The organism is Candidatus Acetothermia bacterium, assembly GCA_024653305.1.
Lineage (GTDB): Bacteria > Bipolaricaulota > Bipolaricaulia > Bipolaricaulales > Bipolaricaulaceae > JACIWI01.
The window spans coordinates 1-20,471 of the sequence record JANLFW010000015.1; the positions used below are offsets into that span (position 1 = coordinate 1).

Sequence of the window (20,471 nt, forward strand, 5' to 3'; positions counted from 1 at the left end):
CCCTGAAGGCCGGATCCTTGATGAGTTTGCCATCCCCCATGCCCAGGAAGGCTTCGCCGAGTTCTTCACCCGAGTGGAACAGCGCCGCTGTGAGCGAGGTCTTCCTGTGGCGGTAGCGATGGAAGGTCTCACCGGGTACGGCCGCCCCTTGGACCGGATGATCCAGGAGCGAGGCTACCGGCTGGGAAGCGTCTCCAACCTGGAGCTCGCCCGGTTCAGGGAGGTCTTCCCTGGGCCGGCCAAGACCGACGCTTTGGACGCCCGCAAGATCCTGGAGCTCTTTCACCTCAAGGACCATCTCCCCTTGGCCAAGGACGTTCTCCAGGAGGCGCCCCGGGTTCCTGCGGAGAACGAGAAGCTTAGGGGAGTGGCAGAAGCGGGCCAAGTTCTCCCCGGAGGTGGAGTACGTGCTGATGACCGCTGTGGCCCGGCACATCGAGAAGGTTCCCCGGTCCAGGGCCTACTACGAGAAGAAGCGACGGGAAGGCAAGAAGCACAACCAGGCGATCCGGGCCACAGGGAGACATCTTGTGCGGGTCATGTGGTCGATGATGAAACAGGGACGGGACTACGAGCTAAGGGAGGCGATATGGCCCACTTGAACATCCGAGCGGGATGTTCAGACCAGAGCCTGACCCTCCCGATCCCCCACTACGCCGCGTTCAGCCTGACCATCGCCCGTCCGGTGGAGGGGAAGATCGGGTGGATCCACGCCCGGGAGAACGACAACGTGATCGTCTACGTGACGAAGCGTGGTTAAGCCCAAAATGGCAGAATAGGGGGCATCTGGGCGGACTCCACATCGCGTCGATCTCCTTAGATTCCAGGGTTCCACGGTCACTTCGGTGCCCCCTGGTCCTATGACCCTCCCACGCCGTTCCCGGACGAGATCGTCCCGAGGTGGCGTAAGACCGTGGAGGCTGCGCTGGCCCCGACGGACGCCCCCGTTGGCCCAAGGATCGGTACGCGTTTTGTGCTATGTCGGCCGAGCCGGGTATGAGCTGTGATTCGACAAGACCCGTACGACCGGGAGACGGACCACGGGAGGCACGCCGAGAAGCACGCGGAGTGGCTGGCCGACCCAAGCCACCGGGAGCCTGATCGGGAAGAGCCGGCTTACCGGCCGATCTTCTCCAGCGCCGTCTCCACGGACCACCCGCTGAACCCGGCGTCGTACTCCACCTTCCACCACACGAAGTTGTCGGCCTGTTTTGGCCCGTCCACCACCTTCCCCTGGCTTCCCACCGGGGCGTGGTCACGGTAGTTGACATGGCTGATCTCCGGGTATTGGGTGCCGGCATTCGTGCGCACGTTGACGTTTTGTGTGACCCGCACCCGGTCTCCGATGCGGAACTTTCCTGTGGCCACCGTCGCCGCGGTGCCCACCACGAGCTTCTGGGGCGGCCGGGGCTGTTGCTCCAAGATCGTCTCGACATCTTTCCACACGCTGAACTGGACCATGTAATCCCCGGCCTGGCGCACGGTGTGCGTCCAGCTCACGGTGGTTTGCTGGCCGGGGGCGAGGGGGGATGCGAGAGAAGTCTTGTACTCGTCCACCTTCGCGCCCATGGCGTCCCACACCACCGCCTTGGCGATGAAGGGCCGGGCCCGATTCCCGGTGTTGGTGAACGTGACGCTCAGGGTCACCGTCCCCCCGGCCTCCACCCGGGCCGGCTGGATGGGATCGCCGGGGGAAAACGCGTCGATCCGCGCCGCCACCCGCCCGCATCCGGCGAGCGCCATCAGGATGCCCAACGCCGGGAGTACTCCGGCCACCACCTTCCCCGCCGTCCGCAGTCCGCCCTTCACGCGATCGGACATGGCTCTCGTCCTCAACTCCTGCCCCCTTCGATCGGGACACCCGATGTCCAAGGTAATCCGCGTCACAGATATGGCCAGGCGGGCGCGGTCACAAGGTCACGCGGGCCCATGAAAGGTCGCGCAGGTCACCGCCGGGAGTGCCCCAAGGGCAGGTCCGTGTTGCGCTACTTTCCCGAGGATGGCGGCACAGCCTTGCCCGTCGTGCTGCCAAGGGCCTGCCTCAAGGAAGCCTCGCCCCGGTGGCGGAGAGCTGCCCGTGCTTGACCCCCTTCTGGGCGATCAGGGTGTCGGCCAGCGCTTGGATCGTGGGCCCGGGGCCGCGTACGGCGATGATCTCCAGGCAGTTCTCCTCGTCGAGGTGGATGTGCATCGCCGCGGCGACGAGGTCATGGTGATGGTGCTGGACCTCGGTCAGCCACGCCGTGAGCTCCCGCCGGTGATGCTCGTAGACCAGGGTGATCACCCCCACCACCTCCTGATCCTCCTCCCACTCCTGGCGCACAAGGGCATCCCGGACCAGGTCCCGAACCGCTTCCGAGCGGCTCCCATAGCCGCGCTTCCGGAGGAGGCGATCGAACTCCCGGAGGAGGACCTCCTCCATCGACACGCCAAAGCGGACCAGTTTCCCCATCGGCGTACTATGCCCGTTCGCGGGGCTCACGGGCAACCCGCCCGCCGTGGCGGGTCCCTCTTCCGGAGGATAAACTCGTGGGTATGGGTCAAGGGGGGGCATCGCGCGGCCGTCACCTATGGATAGGCTCATCATCCGTGGAGCGCGGGAACACAACCTGAAGGGCATCAACCTCGAGATCCCCCGGTGGAAGTTGGTCGTCATCACCGGGATCTCCGGATCGGGGAAGTCGTCCCTGGCGTTCGACACCATCTATGCCGAGGGCCAACGCCGGTACGTAGAGTCCCTGTCCGCCTACGCCCGCCAGTTCCTTGGGCTGATGCAGAAACCAGACGTGGACTTCATCGAGGGCCTGTCCCCGGCCATCTCCATTGACCAGAAGGCCCGCTCCCACAACCCGCGGTCCACGGTGGGAACCGTGACCGAGATCCACGACTACCTCCGGCTGCTGTTCGCCCGCATCGGCCGTCCCCACTGCCCGCAGTGCGGCCGGACCATCGAGCGCCAGACCGCCCAGCAGATCACGGACCAGGTCCTCTCGCTCCCCGAGGGGACGGCGGTCCAGATCATGGCCCCGGTGATCCGCGGCCGCAAAGGGGAGTACCGCCAGCTGTTCGAAGACCTGAAGCGGGAAGGGTTCGTGCGGGTGCGGGTGGACGGGGTCCTCCGGACGCTCTATGAGGCGATCGAGCTCGACCGCAACAAGCGGCACGACATCGAGATCGTCCTCGACCGGATCAAGGTCTCCGACCGTAAGCGCGGCCGCATCGCCGACTCCATCGAGACCGCCCTCCGCTACGGCCAGGGGCTGGTGCTCGTGGAGGTGGTGGGCCAGGGGGAGCGCCTCTACTCCGAGCACTTCGCGTGCCCGGAGTGCGGGATCAGCCTCCCCGAGATCGAGCCCCGGCTGTTCTCGTTCAACTCTCCATACGGGGCGTGCCCGGCCTGCGACGGCCTCGGGGTGCGGATGGTGGTGGACCCGGACCTGGTCATGGACCCCCGCCGCCCGCTCAGGGACGGGGGGTTCCTCCCGTGGGCGACCACGAAGTCTCGCTGGCTGTGGGCGATCCTGGACGGGGTGTGCCGGGCCTACGACATCGACCCCAACATCCCGGTAGGCCACCTTCCCAAGGACAAGCTCGACATTCTCCTCTACGGGGCGAAGGGGGAGCCGGTGGCGTTCACCTACACCACCACCTATGGCCGGACCCGGGTCTACCACCGCCCGTACGAGGGCCTCATCCCATCCCTGGAGCAGGCGTACCGGGATGCGACCTCGGACGAGGCCCGGGAGGAGGTAGCACAGTACATGTCGGCCCTGCCCTGCCCGGAGTGTCACGGGGCGCGTCTTCGGCCAGAGGCCCTCGCGGTGACCGTGGGCGAAAGGAACATCTGGCAAGTGGCCCAGCTTCCGGTGAAGGAGGCCCTCGCCTTCTTCACCGGCCTCGCCCTCACCGACCGGGAGGCGATGATCGCCCACCAGATCCTCAAGGAGATCAAGTCCCGCCTCCAGTTCCTGGTGGACGTGGGGCTCGATTACCTGTCCCTGGACCGGCCGGCGAACACCCTGGCCGGGGGGGAGGCCCAGCGGATCCGGCTCGCCACCCAGATCGGGTCCCAGCTCACCGGGGTCCTGTACGTGCTCGATGAGCCATCGGTGGGCCTCCACGCCCGGGACAACCTGAGGTTGCTCGCGACCCTGAAGCGGCTGCGGGATCTGGGGAACACGGTGATCGTCGTCGAGCACGACGAAGAGACGATGCGCGAGGCCGACTTCCTCGTCGACCTCGGCCCAGGGGCCGGGGTCCACGGGGGGTACGTGGTGGCCACCGGGACCCCGGACGAGGTGGCGGCGAACCCACGCTCCCTCACCGGCCAATACCTGGCCCGGGTGCGGCGGATCCCGATCCCCCCGGCACGGCGGCGGCCGGACGAACGGTGGCTGGTGGTCCGCGGGGCGCGGGAGCACAACCTGAAGGGGATCACCGTGCGGTTCCCGGTCGCTCTCTTCATCTGCATCACCGGCGTCTCCGGGTCCGGCAAGTCCACCCTGGCCGAGGAGGTCCTGTACCGGGGGCTGGCATGGCGCCTCGGGTACGTGGTGGGCAAGCCCGGAGCCCACGACGACATCGAGGGCGTACACCACTTCGATAAGGCCATCGAGATCGACCAGTCCCCGATCGGCCGCACCCCGCGCTCGAACCCGGCCACCTACACCAAGGCGTTCGACCCGATCCGGGACGTGTTCGCCGCCACAACCGAGGCGCGGATGCGCGGCTATGGGCCGGGGCGGTTCTCGTTCAACGTCCGCGGCGGGCGGTGCGAAGCTTGCCAGGGCCAGGGCCAGGTCAAGATCGAGATGCACTTCCTTCCCGACGTGTACGTGCCGTGCGACGTGTGCAAGGGGGCCCGCTACAACAAGGAGACCCTGGCCGTGCGCTACAAGGGGCGGAACATCGCCGAGGTCCTGGACATGACCGTGGAGGAGGCGCTCGGGTTCTTTTCCGCCATCCCGTCGGTGCGGGACAAGCTCCAAACCCTGTACGACGTGGGCCTCGGCTACATCAAGCTCGGCCAGCCAGCGACCGAGCTCTCCGGGGGGGAGGCGCAGCGGATCAAGCTGGCCCGTGAGCTTGGCAGGCGGGCCACCGGGCGCACACTGTACGTGCTCGATGAGCCCACCACCGGCCTCCACCCCGAGGACGTGCGCAAGCTCCTTTCCGTGCTCCACCGCCTGGTGGACGCGGGGAACACGGTGGTGGTGATCGAGCACAACCTGGACGTGATCAAGACCGCGGACTGGATCATCGACCTCGGCCCGGAAGGGGGCGAGGGCGGGGGGTGGGTGATCGCGGAAGGGCCCCCGGAGGAGGTGGCCGGGATCCCCGGTTCCTACACGGGTCAGTTCCTGCGGCGGGTGCTGGACCTACAGGAGGTCGCATGAGCGGGGAATGGGTGTGGGCAGTGGTGGCCGTGCTGGCGGTGGCATTGGTCGCGGTCCTCCTATGGGCAACCCGACGGCGGCCGGTGGTGGACATCCAGGCCCAGGTCGCCGCCCTCGCGCAGCAGGTGGGGCAACTCAGTCAGCTCCTCTCCGGCGAGCTGCGGGGCCTTTCCGATCAGGTTGGGCGGCAGCTCACGGCCACCGCCGAGCTCCTCCAGCGCCAGGAGGGCACGCTCGGGGAGCGGCTGAGCGCCGTCCAGGGGGTGGTGGCCGACGTGCGGGAGCGGCTCGGGGCCCTGGCGGAGGCGGGGCGACGCCTCACCGAGCTTGCCCAGGACCTCGCCTCCCTCCAGGAGATCCTGCGCGCCCCCAAAAGCCGGGGCGCATTTGGGGAATGGCTCCTCTCCGACCTCCTGGCCGAAGTCTTGCCCCGGGAGCGGGTCCGCGAGCAGTACGCGTTCAAGGGGGGAGAGGCGGTGGACGCGGCGATCTTCCTCGAGGGGATGATCGTCCCGGTGGACGCCAAGTTCCCCCTCTCCGGGTTCGAGCGCCTCGCCGCCGCGACCACCCCTGACGAGCGGCGCAAGCACAAGCGGGCCCTTGTGCGGGACGCCCAGAAGCACGTCGACCAGATCGCCCAGAAGTACATCCGTCCCGACGAGGGCACCGCCGACTTCGCCCTCATGTACATCCCGGCGGAAGGGGTCTACCACGAGCTCCTGACCCCAGAGGGCGAGGACCTCGACTTCCTTGCCTACGCCTGGGCGCGGCGGGTGGTCCCCTGTTCCCCGAACTCGTTCTACTCCTACCTCCGGTCGGTGGCGATGGGGCTCAAGGGGCTGGCCCTGGCGCGGAACGTCCAGGTCTTGTTCGGGGAGCTCAGGGGGATCGAGGACCTCCTCGGGCAGATGGCGCGAGAGCTTGCGACGCTCGGCAGTCACATCAAGAACGCGCGCGGGAAACATGAAGAGCTGGAAGGGATGCTACGGGACGTCCAGGGACGGCTGGGGCGCCTTGCGGAGAGGAAGGAGGCAGGATGAACGGGGTCTACGGACGGTACTTGGAGGTGGACCTTTCTTCCGGGACGATCCACGACCGGGAGATCCCGGAGCAGTGGCACGAGCTGCACCTCGGCGGGCGGGGGATCGCGGCGAGGCTCCTCCTTGAGCTCGTGCCGCCGGGCACGGACCCGCTCGGCCCGGAGAACGCGCTCGTGTTCGCTACCGGACCTTTCCAGGGGACAGGCCTCGCCGGGGCCGGCCGGCACGCCGTGATGGCGGTGTCCCCCAAGACCAGGTCGATCGCCGATTCCTACGTCGGCGGGTTCGTCGGCCACGAGCTCGGAAGGTCGGGCTACGACGGGATCATAATCCGCGGCCGGGCAGCGAAGCCGGCCTACCTCCTGATGCGCGAAGGAAAGGCTGAGCTGCGGGACGCCGGGGATCTATGGGGCAAGGTCACCGGGGAGGTCGACGCGGTCCTCCAGGAGCGCCATCCCGGGGTGCGGGTGGCCGCGATCGGCCCGGCCGGGGAGGCTCTGGTCCAGATGGCCTGCATTATCCACGATCGAAATCGCGCTGCCGGCCGGCCGGGCCTCGGAGCGGTGATGGGGGCGAAACGCCTCAAGGCCATCGCCGTCCAGGGCCACGTGGACAAGCCCCTCGCCGATCCCCACGCGTTCGCCCGCGCCCGGGCCGCATTCGCCCGAGCTCTCCTCGACGACCCGAGCACGGAACGGTTCGGCCAGTACGGGACGGCCCGCGGTGTGACCTGGCTCGCGGAGATGGGGATCCTCCCCACGAAGAACTTCCAGGACGGCGTGTTCGACGAGGCGGCGGAGATCGGCGGGGAGCGGATGGCGGAGACGATCCTCGTGGACCGAGATACGTGCGCCGGATGCCCGATCCGCTGCAAGCGGGTGGTGAAGACGGAGTTCGCGGGCCGGGCGGTGGACCCCCAGTACGGCGGACCGGAGTACGAGACCCTGGCCGCGCTCGGTTCCCTATGCCTGTGTTCCGACCTGTCCGCAATCGCCCTGGCGAACCAACTGTGCAACGCGTACGGCCTGGACACGATCTCGGCCGGGGTGGCCGTGGCCACCCTGATGGAGGCCTCGGAGCGGGGCCTCATCCGGGAGCGGGTGAGGTGGGGTGATGCCCGGGCTGTGGTGCAGTGGGTGGAGCGGATCGCCCGCCGGGAGGGCCTTGGCGACGAGATCGCCTCCGGCCTGGAGGGATGGGCGCGCGAGGTGGGGGCGGACTTCGTGATGACCATCAAGGGGGTGGAGGTGCCGATGCATGAGCCGCGGGGCAAGGTCGGCCTCGGCCTCTCCTACGCCATTACCCCCCGCGGGGCGAATCACATGGAGGGGATGCACGACACGATGCTCGAAGGCGATGCCCCGACCCCGGAGCTCGGGGTGACGGAGGGCATGGACCGGTTCGCCCTCGGCGGCAAGGCTCGCCTTGCTGTCCTGTACGAAAACCTGCGCTCGTTCGTGAACTCGCTCGTCATGTGCGCGTTCACCGCGAGGGAGGTGGGCCCACGCTACAACTTCCCCGAGCTTCGCGCGCTCCTTGCCCACGCCACCGGGCTGGAGATAGGGCCGGAGGAGATGCTCAAGATCGGGGAGCGAAACCACGCCCTGATGCGCCTCTACTCCGGCCTTGTTGGGCACCGGCAGGACGGCGATCGGCTGCCCTCGCGGTTTCACGAGCCGCTCCCCCGCGGGGCGTCCGCCGGACGGCCCATCGATCCCGAGGCCTTCCAGGCCGAGGTTGCCGAGTATTACCGCCTCCGAGGCTGGGACGAGCACGGCCCTACCGATGAGCGATTGTGCGCACTCGGGCTCTCCGGCCTCCCCAGGAGGGACCAGCGGTGAAGGTCGTGGCGTTCATCGGCCATCAGGGGTCCGGGAAGACCACGTTCCTCCGGAAGCTCATCCCGGCGCTCACCGCGCGGGGGTACCGGGTGGGGACGGCCAAGCACGTGGGGCCGGAGGTGGAGCCGGACACCCCGGGCAAGGACACCTACCTCCACCGCGAGAGCGGCGCGGTGCGCGTCCTCCTTTACTCGGACGTCCACGGGGCTTTGTTCTGGGACCATGACCGGGTCCCGGTGGAGGAGGCTCTCGCGAACTACTTCGCTGACCTGGACCTGGTGCTCCTCGAGGGGTTCAAGGGCTCGGCGTACCCCAAGATCGAGGTCTACCGGTCTGGGGAGCCCTTGGCCGGGCGGATCCCGGTGTTGGCGGTGATCACGGACCGGTCGGCCCGGGTGCCGGACGGTGTGGCGATCCTGCCCCCGGACCCCGAGCTGGTGGCCGACTTCCTCGAGGCGGAGGTCCTCGAGGGTTGAGCCTCCCCGTGGCGAGCCGGGACACCGGGTGCCTGAACCGGGGGGCACGCCAGTCTATACTCACGGGGATGCGGGTCACGGTGAAGCTGTTCGGGGAGTTTCGCGAGGCAGCGGGGCGGGAGCGGGTGGAGCTGGAGCTCCCGCCGGGGACCACCTGCAAGGAGGCCCTGCGCCAGTTGGTCGCCCAGGCGCCGCCGGTGGGCGCCCTGCTCTTCGTTGGGGATCGCCTGCGGGATCACCTCCACGTGTTCTTGAACGGCCGCAACGTCGCCCACCTTCGGGGCCTGGATACCCCCCTCGCCGACGGGGACGCCCTGACCTTCTTCACCCCCATCGGCGGGGGCTGACTTGCGCCCGCCGGTGTCCCTGGCTACCCTAAAACCAGGATACTAAGGAGGAGCGGATGGCGGAGGTCCGGCTTAACGAGGTCACCAAGAAGTTCGGGGGGTTCACCGCGGTGGACCGCGTGACCCTGGAGGCTCAGGATGCGGAGTTCGTCGTGTTGGTGGGGCCTTCGGGCTGCGGCAAGACCACCACCCTGCGCATGGTCGCGGGCTTGGAGGAGGTCACCGCCGGGGACATCTTCATCGGAGACCGCCGGGTGAACGACGTCCCCCCTAAGGACCGGGACATCGCCATGGTGTTCCAGAACTATGCCCTGTACCCGCACATGGACGTGTACAACAACATGGCGTTCGGTCTCAAGCTCCGCAAGTTCCCGAAGAGGGAGATCGACCGTCGGGTGCGGGAGGCGGCCGAGCTCCTCGGGATCACCGACAAGCTGCGGGCCAAGCCCCGCGAGCTCTCCGGTGGCCAGCGCCAGCGGGTGGCCCTGGGCCGGGCCATCGTCCGCAACCCCAAGGTGTTCCTGTTCGACGAGCCCCTGTCCAACCTCGACGCGAAACTCCGCGTGCGCATGCGGGCCGAGCTTCAGGAGCTCCACCAGCGGCTCAAGACGACCACCGTGTACGTGACCCACGACCAGGTGGAGGCGATGACCCTTGGCCACCGGGTGGCGGTGATGAAGGACGGCGTGGTCATGCAGTACGACGATCCGCAGACGATCTACGACCATCCGGCGAACATGTTCGTGGCCGGGTTCATCGGTTCCCCGCCCATGAACTTCCTCGAGGCCCGTCTGGTGGAAGAGAACGGCCGCCTGTACGTGCAGGGCAAGGGGTTCAAGCTCCTCGTCCCGGAGGACCGGGCCACGGACGCCGTGCGCGGCTATGTGGGCAAGGACGTGGTGTTCGGCCTTCGCCCGGAGGACATCCGGACCCCGGAGATGGTGCGGGAGCAGCAGCCGGGCCGGGCGTTCGTGGGCAGGGTGCGGGTGCGGGAGCCGCTAGGGGACGAGCTGATCGTGTACGCCGACTGCGCCGAGGACGAGGTGGTGGCCAAGCTCGACCCGCACCTGGCAATCCAACCCGGCCAAGATGTGACCTTCCTCGCGGCGATGGAGCGGATGCATCTGTTCGACAAGGAAACCGAGCAGGCGGTCCGGTAATCCTGGGAAGCGGGTTAGGCATACCGACGCCCGGGCGGGCGTCGGTGGTGGGGGTTCGAGATCAGACGCGGTGGGGGGAGCGGAGGCTGGCAAGCTCTTCCTTCACGGCCTTGCTCAGCCGGCGGATGCCCTCCTCGATCTCGTCCACGGTGGCGCTGGAGAACGAGAGGCGCATCGTGTTCTGGCCCCGGCCGTCCACGAAGAACGGGGCCCCGATCACGTACGCCACCTTGTGCCGCAGGGCCCGCTCCAGCATGCGTTCGGTGTCCACCTCCTCAGGAAGGCGCACCCACAGGAACAGCCCCCCTTCCGGGGTCGTCCAGGAGATCCCTTCCTCTTTGGGCATGTAGCGGTTGAGGGCATCGATCATGGCGTCCCGTTTGATCCGGTAGTGGTGACAGAGGTTGCGGATGTGGCCCTTGACGTCGTACTCCTGGAGGAACCGGATCGCGATGCGCTGGGTGAGGGAAGAGGTGCAGAGATCGGTGGCTTGCTTCATGATCACCACCTTCTCCACGATGTCCCTCGCCCCGGCCAGCGCCCCCAGGCGCAGCCCAGCGGCGAGGAGCTTGGAGAACGTGAACAGCACCACCACCCGCCCCTCCTCGTCCAGGGCGGCCACCGGCGGCACCGGCTCCCCGGCGAACCGGAGCTTCCGGTACGGCATGTCCTCCACCACCACGAGGTCGGCCCCACGGGCGATCTCGAGGAGGCCGCGCCGCTTTTCCTCCGACCAGGTGATCCCGGACGGGTTTTGGAAGTCGGGCACCACGTAGATCAGCTTGGGAGGGTGCCCCTCCCGCCTCGCCCGGGCGATGGCCGCCGCGAGCGCATCCAGGTCCATGCCGTCGTCGTGGAGAGGGATCCCCACGAGATGCGCCTGGAACGCGCGGAACGCTTGGATCGCCCCGAGGTAGGTGGGCAACCCCACGAACACCGCATCGCCGGGGTCGATGAACGTCTTGGCCACCAAATCCAGCCCCTGCTGGGAGGCGCTGGTGATGATGAGCTGGTCCAGCGTGTAGTGCAGGCCGTCCTCGGCCAGCCAGGCGATGATCGGCTCCCGGAGGGGGCGCTTTCCTTCGGTGGTCGTGTACTGGAGGGACTTGTGGTGGTTGTTGAGGATCTCGTCGGCGGCCATCTTGGCCAGGAACTCCCGCGGGAAGGTGTCCGGGTCGGGGAGCCCTCCGGCGAAGGAAATGATGTCCGGCTGCTCCGTGAGCTTCAGTAGCTCACGGAGAACCGAGCGCCGTGCCTCCCGGGTACGCGCTGCGAACAACGGATTCATATACCACCCCTTTTCACAGGACTAGGGTCGCGAACAACGGGAGCAGCGCGTGGGCCATGTACGTGCCCAATGCTGCCCCCCCCATCACGTCGAGCGGGAAGTGCTCCCGCAGGTACACCCGCGACAGGCCGATGAGGGCGGCCACCACGTAGATGGTGGCCACGTTCGGCCAGGACGGGTACAGCCGGGCCACCAGGTAGGCCATGGCGAACGCGGCAACGGTGTGGTTGGAGGGGAACGAGGAGTTGGTCAGGAACTGGTGGTGGAAGCCCTGGCGCACAAAGTGCGGACGGGGGCGGGCCACGAGCGCCTTCGCCCCCTGGGAGAGGATCAGGGTCACGATCATCGTCCCGAGGCCGATGAGGACGTTGCGGTGGTCGGAGGGACCGCCGAACAGGATCAGGACCAGGGCGAGGATCCCCCACAGGTAGCCGTACCCGACATAGGTGACGGCCACGAGCAGGCGATCCAGACGGCGTAGGACAGGGGAATAGCTGATCCCATCCAGCGCCCGCTCGTCATAGGACAAAACCCATTCCGCCCACCCGTCCAACCGTCGGCCGATCCGGTCCAGGGCGGGGAGAAACGATCCGACCACGCTCATCGCCCACTCATTTGAGCAACGGGAAGGTGAGGACCTCGCGGATGGACGGCGCGTCCACCAGCACCATCACCAACCGGTCGACGCCGATGCCGATCCCCGCCGCTGGGGGCATGCCCAGCTCGAGATCCCGGAGGAAGTCCTCGTCGATGCGCTGGGCCTCCTCGTCCCCACCCGCCCGAAGGCGTTCCTGGGCCAGGAACCGGTCCCGTTGCTCATCGGGGTCGTTGAGCTCGGAGAAGGCGTTGGCGATCTCCCGGCCGGTGATGTACAGCTCAAACCGCTCCGTCACCTCTGCCCGGCCGCGCTTTCGCTTCGCCAAGGGGGAGACGTCGATGGGGAAATCCAACACGAAGGTGGGGTTCCACAGCTCCCGCTCTACCCGCGTCTCCAGCAGGTGTTCGATCACTTTCCCCTTCGGGCCCTGCCGCAGGTGCTCCGGGACCTCGATCCCTCGGCGGTCGAGCTCGGCGAGGAGCTCGGGAAGCGGGCGCTCCACATCACACCCGCTGGCGTCGGCCACGATCTCAAGAAGCGAGACGCGGCGCCATGGCCGAGAGAAATCGATCACCCGGCCTTGGTATTCTAGGCGATGGCCCCCGGCCACGGCAAGCGCGCACCGCTCGATCAGCCCTTCCGCGAGTTCCATCGCCTGTTCGTAGTCGGCATAGGCCTCGTAGGCCTCGAGGATGGTGTACTCCGGGTTGTGCTCGGTGGAGACCCCCTCGTTGCGGAAGTTCTTGCCGAGCTCGTACACCTTCTCCAGCCCGCCCACGAGGAGCCGCTTCAAGTAAAGCTCGGGGGCGATGCGCAGGTACAGGTCTCGGTCGAGCACGTTGTGGTGGGTGATGAACGGGCGGGCGGTGGCCCCGCCGGGGATGGGCTGGAGGACCGGGGTTTCCACCTCGATGAACCCGTGCTCGTCGAGGAAGCTCCGGATGGTGCGCAGGATCGTCGCCCGTTTGATCAGGATCGCCCGGGCTTCTTCGCTCGCGATCAGGTCCAGTGCCCGCTGGCGGTAGCGCTTCTCCACGTCCTGGAGCCCGTGCCACTTCTCCGGGAGGGGCCGCAGCGCCTTGGCGAGCAGGTTGAACCTAGACAGGTCCACGGTGAGCTCCCCGGCCCGGGTGGTGAACACCTCCCCCTCCACCCCCACGATGTCGCCGAGGTCGAGGTCCGAGGCGAACCGTGCGTACGTGTCCGGTCCGAGGCCGCCCGCGGACGCGAACAGCTGGATGCGCCCGGTGCGGTCGACGAGGTCGGCGAACGTGGCCTTCCCCATCCGGCGCAGGGCCGTGATCCGGCCGGCCAGGGACACCCGGGCCCCGGTGCGGCTGCCCGGGGGGAGCTCGCCGAACCGGGCGCGGACGTCGCCCGCGGTATGGGTGCGTTCGTATCGGTACGGGTACGGGTCGATGCCCTCGGCCCGGAGGCGGTCGAGCTTCGTCCGCCGGGCGGCAACAAGGTCAGCTTCAACCATAGCCCATCACCTCGAAGCAACCGAATTCATGCTGAGCCTGTTCACCGTTCGCCTCTCGGGTCCCCAAGAAGCCCGGCGGGGGTTAACCCCTCTCGATGCCGAGCACCCGGTACCGGACCCGTTTCGTCGGGGTCTGGACCACGATCGCCTTGCCCTTGCCGTGCGCCTGCAGGGCCATCCCCACCGGCGAGTCGATCCCGATCCGGTTCTGGAGGAGGTCCACCTCCGCCGGAGGGACCAGGGTGTAGGTGGCCACCGCCCCGGTCTCCACGTCCTCCAGGATGGCCCGGGTACCGATCCCTACCTCGTCGGTACGGAGCTCGTCCTCGGAGATGATGCGCGCGTTCTCGAGGAGCTCCCGCAGGGCGCGCACCTCGCCCTCGATGAACTCCTGCTCCTGTTTCAGGTAGATGTACTCCTTGTTCTCCCGGATGTCCCCTCCGCCGTGTTCCTTGGCCTCCTTCAACCGCTCCGGGATCTCTTGGTACAGGCGGCGTTCGAGCGCCTCCAGCTCGGCCTTTTTCCGCTCGAACCCCTCTTTGGTGAGCAGGGTTTCCTTGGCCATAAACCACCTCCCGAAACTCCTCCACCAGCCTCGCGCTGAGCTCCCCTGGGCGCAACCGGGCCGCATCCGGGCGGGGCATGACCACCAGGTCCAGGTGGGAGAACAGGTCCTTGTGCAGGCGAAATCCCTCCCGTACGGCGCGCTTCACACGGTTGCGTGCCACCGCCCCCCCCAACCGTCGGCCGGCCACCACGAGCAGGCGCGGGGTGGGCTCCGCCTTCCGCAGGATGCGAAACGCGAAGAGTTTCCCTTCAACGTGCTGGCCCTCTCGAAACGCCCGCGCAATGTCCCGACGTCGGCGGAGGCGGTGCTCGCGCCCAAGGCTGGGGCCCATGGTGAACACAAAACAGCTTATCCGCTTTCCGCTTGAGACGCAACTGGCCGCGTCTGGTCGCAAGGGGTAAGCTCCTGTCGATGATGAAGCGGACCAAGGTCGTGGCCACCCTTGGCCCGAGCTCCCAGGGCGCGGACGTGGTGGCGGCGATGATCGAGGCGGGCATGGACGTGGCCCGGGTCAACGCGTCGTACGGGGATCCGGCCGATCATCAAGCCCTGGCCAGCCTCGTGTGCCAGGCGGCGACCGCCGCCGGGCGGGCGGTGGGGCTGCTCCTCGACACCCGGGGGCCCAAGGTCCGGGTGGGGTCTCTACCGGAACCCATGTCCCTTCGGGCTGGCGAGGAGGTGCTCCTCGGGGAGGGAGGCATTCCCCTCACCCATCCCGAGGTGACCCCGGCTCTGCCCCCGGGGGCGCGGGTCCTCCTGGCGGACGGGGCCCTGGAGCTCGTGGTGCTGGGCCGGGATGGCTCGACCGTGCGGTGCCGGGTGATCCGGGGCGGGGTCCTCCAGGCCGGCAAGGGGGTGAACATCCCTGGGGTGGCGTTGTCCCTCCCCGCCCTCACCCCGGCCGACCGGGACGCCCTGGTCCTCGCCCGGGAGACGGGGTTCGACTTCGTGGCCCTGTCGTTCGTGCAGCGGCCGGAGGATGTGGCCGAGGCCCGGCGCATCCTCGGCGAGGGCGGACCGTGGGTCCTGGCCAAGGTGGAATTGAGCGAGGCGGTGCGGCGGATGGACGAGATCGTGACCGCCGCCGACGGGGCGATGGTCGCCCGCGGCGACCTCGGGGTGGAGATCGACCTCTACCAGGTGCCGCTCGTGCAGAAGCGGCTGGTGGACCTGTGCAACGCCCACGCCAAGCCGGTGATCGTGGCCACCCAAATGCTCAGGTCGATGGTGGATGCCCCGGTTCCCACCCGGGCCGAGGTGGCGGACGTGGCGGGGGCGGTGTGGGACGGGGCGGATGCAGTGATGCTCTCCGAGGAGACGGCGGTGGGGCGGTTTCCGGTGGAGGCGGTGCGGACCATGGCCCAGGCCGCCCGGGCCGCGGAGGGCGGGGAGGTCCCGATCCGGGCGCCGGGGTTGGCGACCGAGCTGGTGGGGGAGGTGCCGGCGGCGATCGCCCATGCGGCGTGTCGGGTGGCGGCGGAGGTGGGGGCGCGGGCGATCGTGTGCGCCACCGTGTCCGGGTGGACGGCGCGGCTGGTGGCCTCGTTCCGACCGGGCGTCCCGGTGGTGGCCACCACGCCGGACACCATGGTGGCTCGGCGGCTGTCGTTGGTTTGGGGGGTGTGCCCGCTGGTCATCGCCCCGGCCCGGGAGCCGGACGAGCTGATCAGGGCCTCGCTCGCTGCGGCCCGGGACGCGGGGCTCGTGAGGGCCGGGGACCGGGTCGTGTTCACCGCCGGGTTTCCGTTCGGGCGGCCGGGCACGACCAACCTGGTGCGGGTGCTCGCGGCATGAACGACCAGGTCTACACTCCTTCCGGCCTGAACCGGTTGGTCCGCCAGGTGTTGGAGGGGCAGTTCCCCGCGGTGTGGGTGAGGGGGGAGGTATCCCGGCCCAAGCTCGGCCCCACCGGCCACCTGTACTTCACCCTCAAGGACGCCCAGGCGGCGGTGGAGGTGGTGCAGTTCCGGGGGCTGCGCCCTCTCGCCTACATCCCCGCCGACGGGGAAGAGGTACTCGTGTTCGGCACCCTCACCCTCTACGAGCCCCAAGGGAAGTACGAGCTGCGGGCGCGGACCGTGCACCCGGCCGGGATCGGCCTCCTCCGGCGGGAGCTGGAGGCCCTCAAGGCGCGGTTGGAGGCGGAGGGCCTGTTCGCCCTGGAGCGCAAGCGCCCGTTGCCCCCCTACCCGCGGCGGATCGGGGTGATCACGTCCCGCCGCGGTGCGGCGATCCGGGACATCGTCACCGTAGCCGCCCGCCGCTGGCCGCCCGCGGAGCTGTACGTGTTTCCGGTGCGGGTCCAGGGGGAGGGGGCGGAGTGGGAGGTGGCCCAGGCCATCGCCGACGCCGCTCTCTTCCACCGTGAGACCCCGCTGGATGTGCTCATCGTCGGCCGGGGTGGGGGGGCGGCGGAGGACCTGGCCGCGTTCAACACCGAGGCCGTGGCCCGCGCCATCTTCGCGTCCCCGGTGCCGGTGGTGTCTGCGGTGGGCCACGAGGTGGACTGGACGATCGCCGACCTCGTCGCCGACCTCAGGGCACCGACCCCATCGGCGGCGGCCGAGCTCGCCGTGCCCTCTGCCGCAGAGCTCCTGGGGCGGGTGCGCGATCGCCTGCGGCGGGCACGGGGGGCGGTGCTGGCCCCGGTGGACCGGACCGAGGCCGCGTTGCGCCGGGTCCTCGCCCGGCGCGTGTTCCGGGATCCCGTGCACACCTTGCTCGCCCCCATGGATCGGCTGGATCAGGCCCTGCGCCGCCGGCCGTTCCGGGCTCCGTTCGCCCTGGTGGAGGGACGGGAAGAGCGGCTGGACCACATCGCGGAGCGGTTGCCTCTCGCGCTGCGGCCCCAGCTCCTCGCGGCCCAGGCCCGGGCAGAGCGGCTGATCGCCCGGTTGGAGGGGGCGAGCCCGCTCGGTATCCTGTCGCGGGGATACTCCCTGACCCTGGGCCCGGATGGGCGCCCGCTCCGGCGGGCGGGGGAGGTCGAGCAGGGGGATCTCGTGGAGACGGTGCTTGGCCAGGGCAGGCTCCGGTCGCGGGTGGAGGAGGTGGAGGCGGGTGACCCTCGAGGAGAAGCTGGACCGGCTTGAGGCGATCGTGGCCAAGCTCGAGGAGGGCGGGGTGCCGCTCGAGGAGTCCCTCAGGCTCTTCGAGGAAGGGGTTAAGCTCGCCGCCGAGGTCAAGGCCGAGCTTGAGAGCGCGCGGGCCCGCATCCTGGAGGTCATGAAGGCCGCCGAGGGCGTGTTCGAGGTCCGCGGGTTCGAGCCATGACCGGAGCCCCGAGCGACCGGTGGGATGTGGGGATCGTCGGGGGCGGCCCGGCCGGGCTTGCCGCCGCCATCTACGCCCGCCGGTCTGGCCTGTCCGCGGTGATCCTGGAGCGGGCCGTCCCCGGGGGCCAGCTCCTGGAGGCCGAGTTCGTCGAGAACTATCCTGGGTTCCCCGAGCCGATCCCCGGTGCCGAGCTCGCCGACCGGATGCGCCGCCAGGCAGAGCGGCTGGGGGCGGTGATCCGGATGGCCGGGGTCCACCGCCTGGTTCGGGAGAAAGGCGGGTGGCTTCTCCACACCTCGGCCGGTGAGGTTCGGGCGCGGGCGGTGATCTTGGCGATGGGGGCCCACCCCAAGGAGCTCCCGGCCAAAGGGGCGCAGGAGTTCGTGGGGCGCGGCCTTTCCTATTGTGCCGCCTGCGACGGCTACTTCTTCCGGGACAAGGTCGTGCTGGTGGTGGGGGCGGGGGACGGGGCCCTCGCCGAGGCCCTGTTCCTGGCCAAGCTTTGCCAGAAGGTGTACGTTGCCGTCCGCCATCCCCAGGACGATCCCCACGCGATCCGGGCCGCGGCCACGTTGCGCGAGCGGGCGCTTGCTCACCCCAAGATCCGGTTCCTGTGGAACGTGGTGGTGGAGGAGGTGCGGGGCGCCGGGCGCCTCTCCGCGGTCGTACTGCGTGACCTCGGAAGCGGGGAGGCGCGGGAGATGGCGGTGGACGGGGTGTTCGTGAAGATTGGGCACCGTCCGGACACGGAATGGCTGCGCGGGGTTGTCGGGCTGACCGAAACCGGGTATATAAAAACTGATTCGCTCTTGCGCACCGATCGGCCGGGCGTGTTCGCTGCCGGCGACGTGCGTGATCCCACGGGGCGCCACGCCCAGACGGTCACCGCCGCCGCGGAGGGGGCGTTGGCGGCGCTTTCTGTGGAGGATTACCTTAAGCTTGGGGAGGCGGGAGATGATCCAGCGGTCCAGTAGACGGTACGTGAGCATCCCGGAGTTCTTTGCGCGCTCGGTGGCTCGGTACGGACATCAGGTGGCCCTGCGCATGCCTGTTTCCCGCGGGGGGATGGTCGAGCACCGCGAGATGACGTACCGCGAGCTGTGGGACCTGGCGGGGAAACTGGCGGCGTGGTTGGCCGCCCACGGGGTGGAGAAAGGCGATCGGATAGGCCTTCTTGCCAAGCCCTCCATCGGCTGGGCGGTGGCGTTCTTCGCCGTCCAGCGGACCGGGGCGGTGGTGGTGCCGTTGGACGCTGGCCTGCAGCCGGTGGAGGTGGCCCGCCTCCTCGGCGAGGCGGAGGCCAAGATCCTGTTCTGCGCCCCGGACCGTTACCAGGAACTCCTCCCCCTGACCCAGGAGGTGTCGTCCCTCGAAGATGTGGTTTCGGTGGAGGTGGCCCTGGGGGCGCTGTCCCTGTGGGACGTGCTCCCCGAGGAGGGGGTGGCGATCCCCGACGTGCGCCCTGACCCCGAAGAGCTGGCCGTGCTCATGTACACCTCCGGCACCACCGGCGACTCGAAAGGCGTCATGCTCTGTCACCGCAACATCACCGCCAACATCGAGGCCATCCTCCAGGTGCTTCCGTTGGGACCCGAGGACCGTGCGGTGACCATCGTCCCGTGGTACCACATCTACGGCCTCACCGCGAGCCTGCTCGCCCCCCTGTGGGTGGGGGCCACGGTCACCTACACCGACGACTACCGGAACCTGATCGCCGTGGCCCAACGGGTGGGGGTGACGGTGCTGGTGGGGGTGCCCAAGCTGTACCACGCCCTGTGGCGCCGGCTCCAGGAGAACTTCCAGGGGAGCCCGGTGCGGCGCCTGCTGTACCGGTATGCCCCGAAGGTCCTCGGGTTCTTCCTCAAGCGCAAGCTCCTTTCCCGGGGGTTTCGGTTCTTCGTGTCCGGCGGGGCGCCGCTCGCGGCGGAGGTTGGGGCTGGGCTCAGGCGGCTTGGGCTCGGCACGATCGAGGGATACGGGCTCACCGAGACCGCTCCGGTGCTCACGTTTTCCGAGCCGTTCACGCCCCATGCCGGCACGGTAGGCCGTCCTCTGCCGGGGGTAAGGATCAAGATCGACCGTCCCGATGCCGATGGGTTTGGCGAGGTGATGGTGAAGGGTCCCAACGTGATGCTCGGCTATTACAAAAACCCCGAGCGCACCCGGGAGGTGCTGACCCCGGACGGGTGGTTCCGCACCGGGGATTTGGGGAAGCTTGACTACAACGGGCAGCTATTCCTTGCCGGCCGGAAGAAGAACGTGGTCGTGCTCGAGTCCGGGAAGAAGGTTTATCCGGAGGAAGTGGAGTGGGAGTTCCAGCGCATCCCCGAAGTGGAAGAGGTGCTGGTGTACGAGGACAAGACGCGCGGCCAGCCCACGGTGGCGGCGATGATCTACCCCAACCGGGCTTTGTTGAAGGAGCAGGGGGTGGAGGGCCCGGAGGCAGCGCGGGCGTTCCTGTGGGAGAAGATCAAGGAAGTCCAGAAGAACCTGGCTCCTTTCAAGCGCCTGAAGGACAAGGAGTCCCTCACCATCGTCGCGCAGCCGTTCGAGAAGTCGACGAAGCAGGAGATCAAGCGGCACATGTACATCAAGCGCTAGGCGACAGGGACGCTTTCGCGGTAGGGGGTAGCAGGGGAGCAAGGCACCGTGGTGGAAGATCCACGCCGCCTTAGGCATGGACACGAAGGCCAAAAGGTAAGATCTGCCCCTAGGTGCCGTCAGCGCACGACGAACCCGCGGAGCTCCCCGGTGGGCTCCTCCCACCGCACGTCCACCCCGGTCACCTCGGCCAGGGGCGGCCCGCGATGACAGAACCGCACGAGCTCCTGGAGCTTCTCCTCGTCGCCCTCCGCCACCACCTCCACCCGCCCGTCGGGGAGGTTCCGCGCGAACCCGACGAGCCCTAGGCGCTGGGCGAGGTCCCGAGCATGGGCGCGGAAGAACACCCCCTGGACCCGGCCGGCGATGAACAGATGCACCCGCTTGTTCATCTTCC

General features: G+C 68.7%; 21 protein-coding genes. 13 read left to right on the top strand and 8 right to left on the bottom strand.

The annotated features are described in order from the left end of the window. Positions 1-298: hypothetical protein (locus NUV94_06155; protein ID MCR4392343.1), on the bottom strand; the 298-nt coding region annotated here is incomplete at its 3' end. Between the two features lie 115 nt (positions 299-413). Here NUV94_06155 and NUV94_06160 point away from each other — a divergent pair. Both NUV94_06160 and NUV94_06165 read left to right on the top strand, forming a co-directional pair. Continuing rightward, the gene (locus tag NUV94_06160; GenBank protein MCR4392344.1) at positions 414-602 is read left to right on the top strand and encodes a hypothetical protein; all 189 of its coding nucleotides are present in this window, start codon (positions 414-416) and stop codon (positions 600-602) included. Beyond that, positions 599-760: a hypothetical protein gene (locus tag NUV94_06165; GenBank protein ID MCR4392345.1), complete on the top strand. Its 162-nt coding sequence runs from the start codon at positions 599-601 to the stop codon at positions 758-760. Before NUV94_06160 ends, NUV94_06165 begins: the two co-directional genes overlap by 4 nt. A gap of 356 nt (positions 761-1,116) precedes the next feature. On the opposite strand, the gene NUV94_06170 is transcribed toward NUV94_06165, so the two are convergent. Both NUV94_06170 and nikR read right to left on the bottom strand, forming a co-directional pair. Further along, complete coding sequence (locus NUV94_06170; GenBank protein MCR4392346.1) at positions 1,117-1,821, bottom strand: hypothetical protein; 705 nt, start codon at positions 1,819-1,821, stop codon at positions 1,117-1,119. Between the two features lie 220 nt (positions 1,822-2,041). After that, positions 2,042-2,452: a nickel-responsive transcriptional regulator NikR gene (gene nikR / locus NUV94_06175; GenBank protein ID MCR4392347.1), complete on the bottom strand. Its 411-nt coding sequence runs from the start codon at positions 2,450-2,452 to the stop codon at positions 2,042-2,044. A gap of 118 nt (positions 2,453-2,570) precedes the next feature. Between nikR and uvrA the strand changes: the two genes are divergently transcribed. The 6 genes from uvrA to ugpC all read left to right on the top strand — a co-directional run bounded on the left by uvrA (position 2,571) and on the right by ugpC (position 10,260). After that, complete coding sequence (gene uvrA / locus NUV94_06180) at positions 2,571-5,396, top strand: excinuclease ABC subunit UvrA (protein ID MCR4392348.1); 2,826 nt, start codon at positions 2,571-2,573, stop codon at positions 5,394-5,396. Then, a complete protein-coding gene (locus NUV94_06185) occupies positions 5,393-6,436 on the top strand; it encodes a DNA recombination protein RmuC (protein ID MCR4392349.1) in 1,044 nt (347 codons plus the stop codon). Before uvrA ends, NUV94_06185 begins: the two co-directional genes overlap by 4 nt. Further along, positions 6,433-8,277 (top strand): aldehyde ferredoxin oxidoreductase family protein, encoded by a 1,845-nt coding sequence (locus NUV94_06190; GenBank protein ID MCR4392350.1) that lies wholly within the window; start codon positions 6,433-6,435, stop codon positions 8,275-8,277. The genes NUV94_06185 and NUV94_06190 overlap by 4 nt, the downstream gene beginning before the upstream one ends. Next, entirely contained in the window at positions 8,274-8,753 is a 480-nt protein-coding gene (gene mobB, locus NUV94_06195; GenBank protein MCR4392351.1) for a molybdopterin-guanine dinucleotide biosynthesis protein B, read from the top strand. Before NUV94_06190 ends, mobB begins: the two co-directional genes overlap by 4 nt. Before the next feature lie 68 nt (positions 8,754-8,821). Further along, positions 8,822-9,100, top strand: a complete 279-nt coding sequence (locus NUV94_06200) for a MoaD family protein (protein MCR4392352.1) — start codon at positions 8,822-8,824, stop codon at positions 9,098-9,100. 56 nt (positions 9,101-9,156) lie between these two features. Then, complete coding sequence (gene ugpC, locus NUV94_06205) at positions 9,157-10,260, top strand: sn-glycerol-3-phosphate ABC transporter ATP-binding protein UgpC (protein MCR4392353.1); 1,104 nt, start codon at positions 9,157-9,159, stop codon at positions 10,258-10,260. Positions 10,261-10,321: 61 nt separating this feature from the next. On the opposite strand, the gene NUV94_06210 is transcribed toward ugpC, so the two are convergent. The 4 genes from NUV94_06210 to NUV94_06225 form a co-directional block, all read right to left on the bottom strand. After that, the gene (locus NUV94_06210) at positions 10,322-11,548 is read right to left on the bottom strand and encodes a PLP-dependent aminotransferase family protein (GenBank protein MCR4392354.1); all 1,227 of its coding nucleotides are present in this window, start codon (positions 11,546-11,548) and stop codon (positions 10,322-10,324) included. A 13-nt stretch (positions 11,549-11,561) separates the two neighbouring features. Continuing rightward, positions 11,562-12,152, bottom strand: coding sequence for a phosphatase PAP2 family protein (locus tag NUV94_06215; GenBank protein ID MCR4392355.1), 591 nt, complete (start codon positions 12,150-12,152; stop codon positions 11,562-11,564). Between the two features lie 7 nt (positions 12,153-12,159). Beyond that, positions 12,160-13,629 (bottom strand): lysine--tRNA ligase, encoded by a 1,470-nt coding sequence (gene lysS / locus NUV94_06220; protein ID MCR4392356.1) that lies wholly within the window; start codon positions 13,627-13,629, stop codon positions 12,160-12,162. An 82-nt stretch (positions 13,630-13,711) separates the two neighbouring features. Next, positions 13,712-14,194: a GreA/GreB family elongation factor gene (locus tag NUV94_06225; GenBank protein MCR4392357.1), complete on the bottom strand. Its 483-nt coding sequence runs from the start codon at positions 14,192-14,194 to the stop codon at positions 13,712-13,714. Between the two features lie 414 nt (positions 14,195-14,608). Here NUV94_06225 and pyk point away from each other — a divergent pair, with 414 nt between their 5' ends. The 5 genes from pyk to NUV94_06250 are packed head-to-tail and all read left to right on the top strand — an operon-like array spanning position 14,609 to position 20,074. Beyond that, positions 14,609-15,991, top strand: coding sequence for a pyruvate kinase (gene pyk, locus NUV94_06230; GenBank protein ID MCR4392358.1), 1,383 nt, complete (start codon positions 14,609-14,611; stop codon positions 15,989-15,991). Next, a complete protein-coding gene (gene xseA / locus NUV94_06235) occupies positions 15,988-17,289 on the top strand; it encodes an exodeoxyribonuclease VII large subunit (protein ID MCR4392359.1) in 1,302 nt (433 codons plus the stop codon). The genes pyk and xseA overlap by 4 nt, the downstream gene beginning before the upstream one ends. Beyond that, positions 17,258-17,470 carry an exodeoxyribonuclease VII small subunit gene (gene xseB, locus NUV94_06240; GenBank protein MCR4392360.1) on the top strand — a complete coding sequence of 71 codons (213 nt, stop codon included), beginning with the start codon at positions 17,258-17,260 and terminating at the stop codon, positions 17,468-17,470. The genes xseA and xseB overlap by 32 nt, the downstream gene beginning before the upstream one ends. Next, positions 17,467-18,447 (top strand): FAD-dependent oxidoreductase, encoded by a 981-nt coding sequence (locus NUV94_06245; protein MCR4392361.1) that lies wholly within the window; start codon positions 17,467-17,469, stop codon positions 18,445-18,447. Before xseB ends, NUV94_06245 begins: the two co-directional genes overlap by 4 nt. After that, complete coding sequence (locus NUV94_06250; GenBank protein ID MCR4392362.1) at positions 18,428-20,074, top strand: AMP-binding protein; 1,647 nt, start codon at positions 18,428-18,430, stop codon at positions 20,072-20,074. Before NUV94_06245 ends, NUV94_06250 begins: the two co-directional genes overlap by 20 nt. 119 nt (positions 20,075-20,193) lie before the next feature. Here the strand turns inward: NUV94_06250 and NUV94_06255 are convergent, their stop codons facing one another. Next, positions 20,194-20,466, bottom strand: coding sequence for an acylphosphatase (locus tag NUV94_06255; GenBank protein ID MCR4392363.1), 273 nt, complete (start codon positions 20,464-20,466; stop codon positions 20,194-20,196). Between the last annotated feature and the right edge of the window lie 5 nt (positions 20,467-20,471).

Excerpts from the sequence above, each read along its gene's own strand:
- NUV94_06190 (MCR4392350.1), top strand. The coding sequence starts at position 6,433 with ATGAACGGGGTCTACGGACGGTACTTGGAGGTGGACCTTTCTTCCGGG.
- NUV94_06255 (MCR4392363.1), bottom strand. The coding sequence starts at position 20,466 with ATGAACAAGCGGGTGCATCTGTTCATCGCCGGCCGGGTCCAGGGGGTG.
- uvrA (MCR4392348.1), top strand. The coding sequence starts at position 2,571 with ATGGATAGGCTCATCATCCGTGGAGCGCGGGAACACAACCTGAAGGGC.
- NUV94_06250 (MCR4392362.1), top strand. The coding sequence starts at position 18,428 with ATGATCCAGCGGTCCAGTAGACGGTACGTGAGCATCCCGGAGTTCTTT.
- NUV94_06215 (MCR4392355.1), bottom strand. The coding sequence starts at position 12,152 with ATGAGCGTGGTCGGATCGTTTCTCCCCGCCCTGGACCGGATCGGCCGA.
- NUV94_06160 (MCR4392344.1), top strand. The coding sequence starts at position 414 with ATGACCGCTGTGGCCCGGCACATCGAGAAGGTTCCCCGGTCCAGGGCC.
- NUV94_06185 (MCR4392349.1), top strand. The coding sequence starts at position 5,393 with ATGAGCGGGGAATGGGTGTGGGCAGTGGTGGCCGTGCTGGCGGTGGCA.
- xseA (MCR4392359.1), top strand. The coding sequence starts at position 15,988 with ATGAACGACCAGGTCTACACTCCTTCCGGCCTGAACCGGTTGGTCCGC.
- NUV94_06170 (MCR4392346.1), bottom strand. The coding sequence starts at position 1,821 with ATGTCCGATCGCGTGAAGGGCGGACTGCGGACGGCGGGGAAGGTGGTG.
- NUV94_06200 (MCR4392352.1), top strand. The coding sequence starts at position 8,822 with ATGCGGGTCACGGTGAAGCTGTTCGGGGAGTTTCGCGAGGCAGCGGGG.
- lysS (MCR4392356.1), bottom strand. The coding sequence starts at position 13,629 with ATGGTTGAAGCTGACCTTGTTGCCGCCCGGCGGACGAAGCTCGACCGC.
- NUV94_06225 (MCR4392357.1), bottom strand. The coding sequence starts at position 14,194 with ATGGCCAAGGAAACCCTGCTCACCAAAGAGGGGTTCGAGCGGAAAAAG.
- nikR (MCR4392347.1), bottom strand. The coding sequence starts at position 2,452 with ATGGGGAAACTGGTCCGCTTTGGCGTGTCGATGGAGGAGGTCCTCCTC.
- NUV94_06245 (MCR4392361.1), top strand. The coding sequence starts at position 17,467 with ATGACCGGAGCCCCGAGCGACCGGTGGGATGTGGGGATCGTCGGGGGC.
- pyk (MCR4392358.1), top strand. The coding sequence starts at position 14,609 with ATGATGAAGCGGACCAAGGTCGTGGCCACCCTTGGCCCGAGCTCCCAG.
- NUV94_06210 (MCR4392354.1), bottom strand. The coding sequence starts at position 11,548 with ATGAATCCGTTGTTCGCAGCGCGTACCCGGGAGGCACGGCGCTCGGTT.
- ugpC (MCR4392353.1), top strand. The coding sequence starts at position 9,157 with ATGGCGGAGGTCCGGCTTAACGAGGTCACCAAGAAGTTCGGGGGGTTC.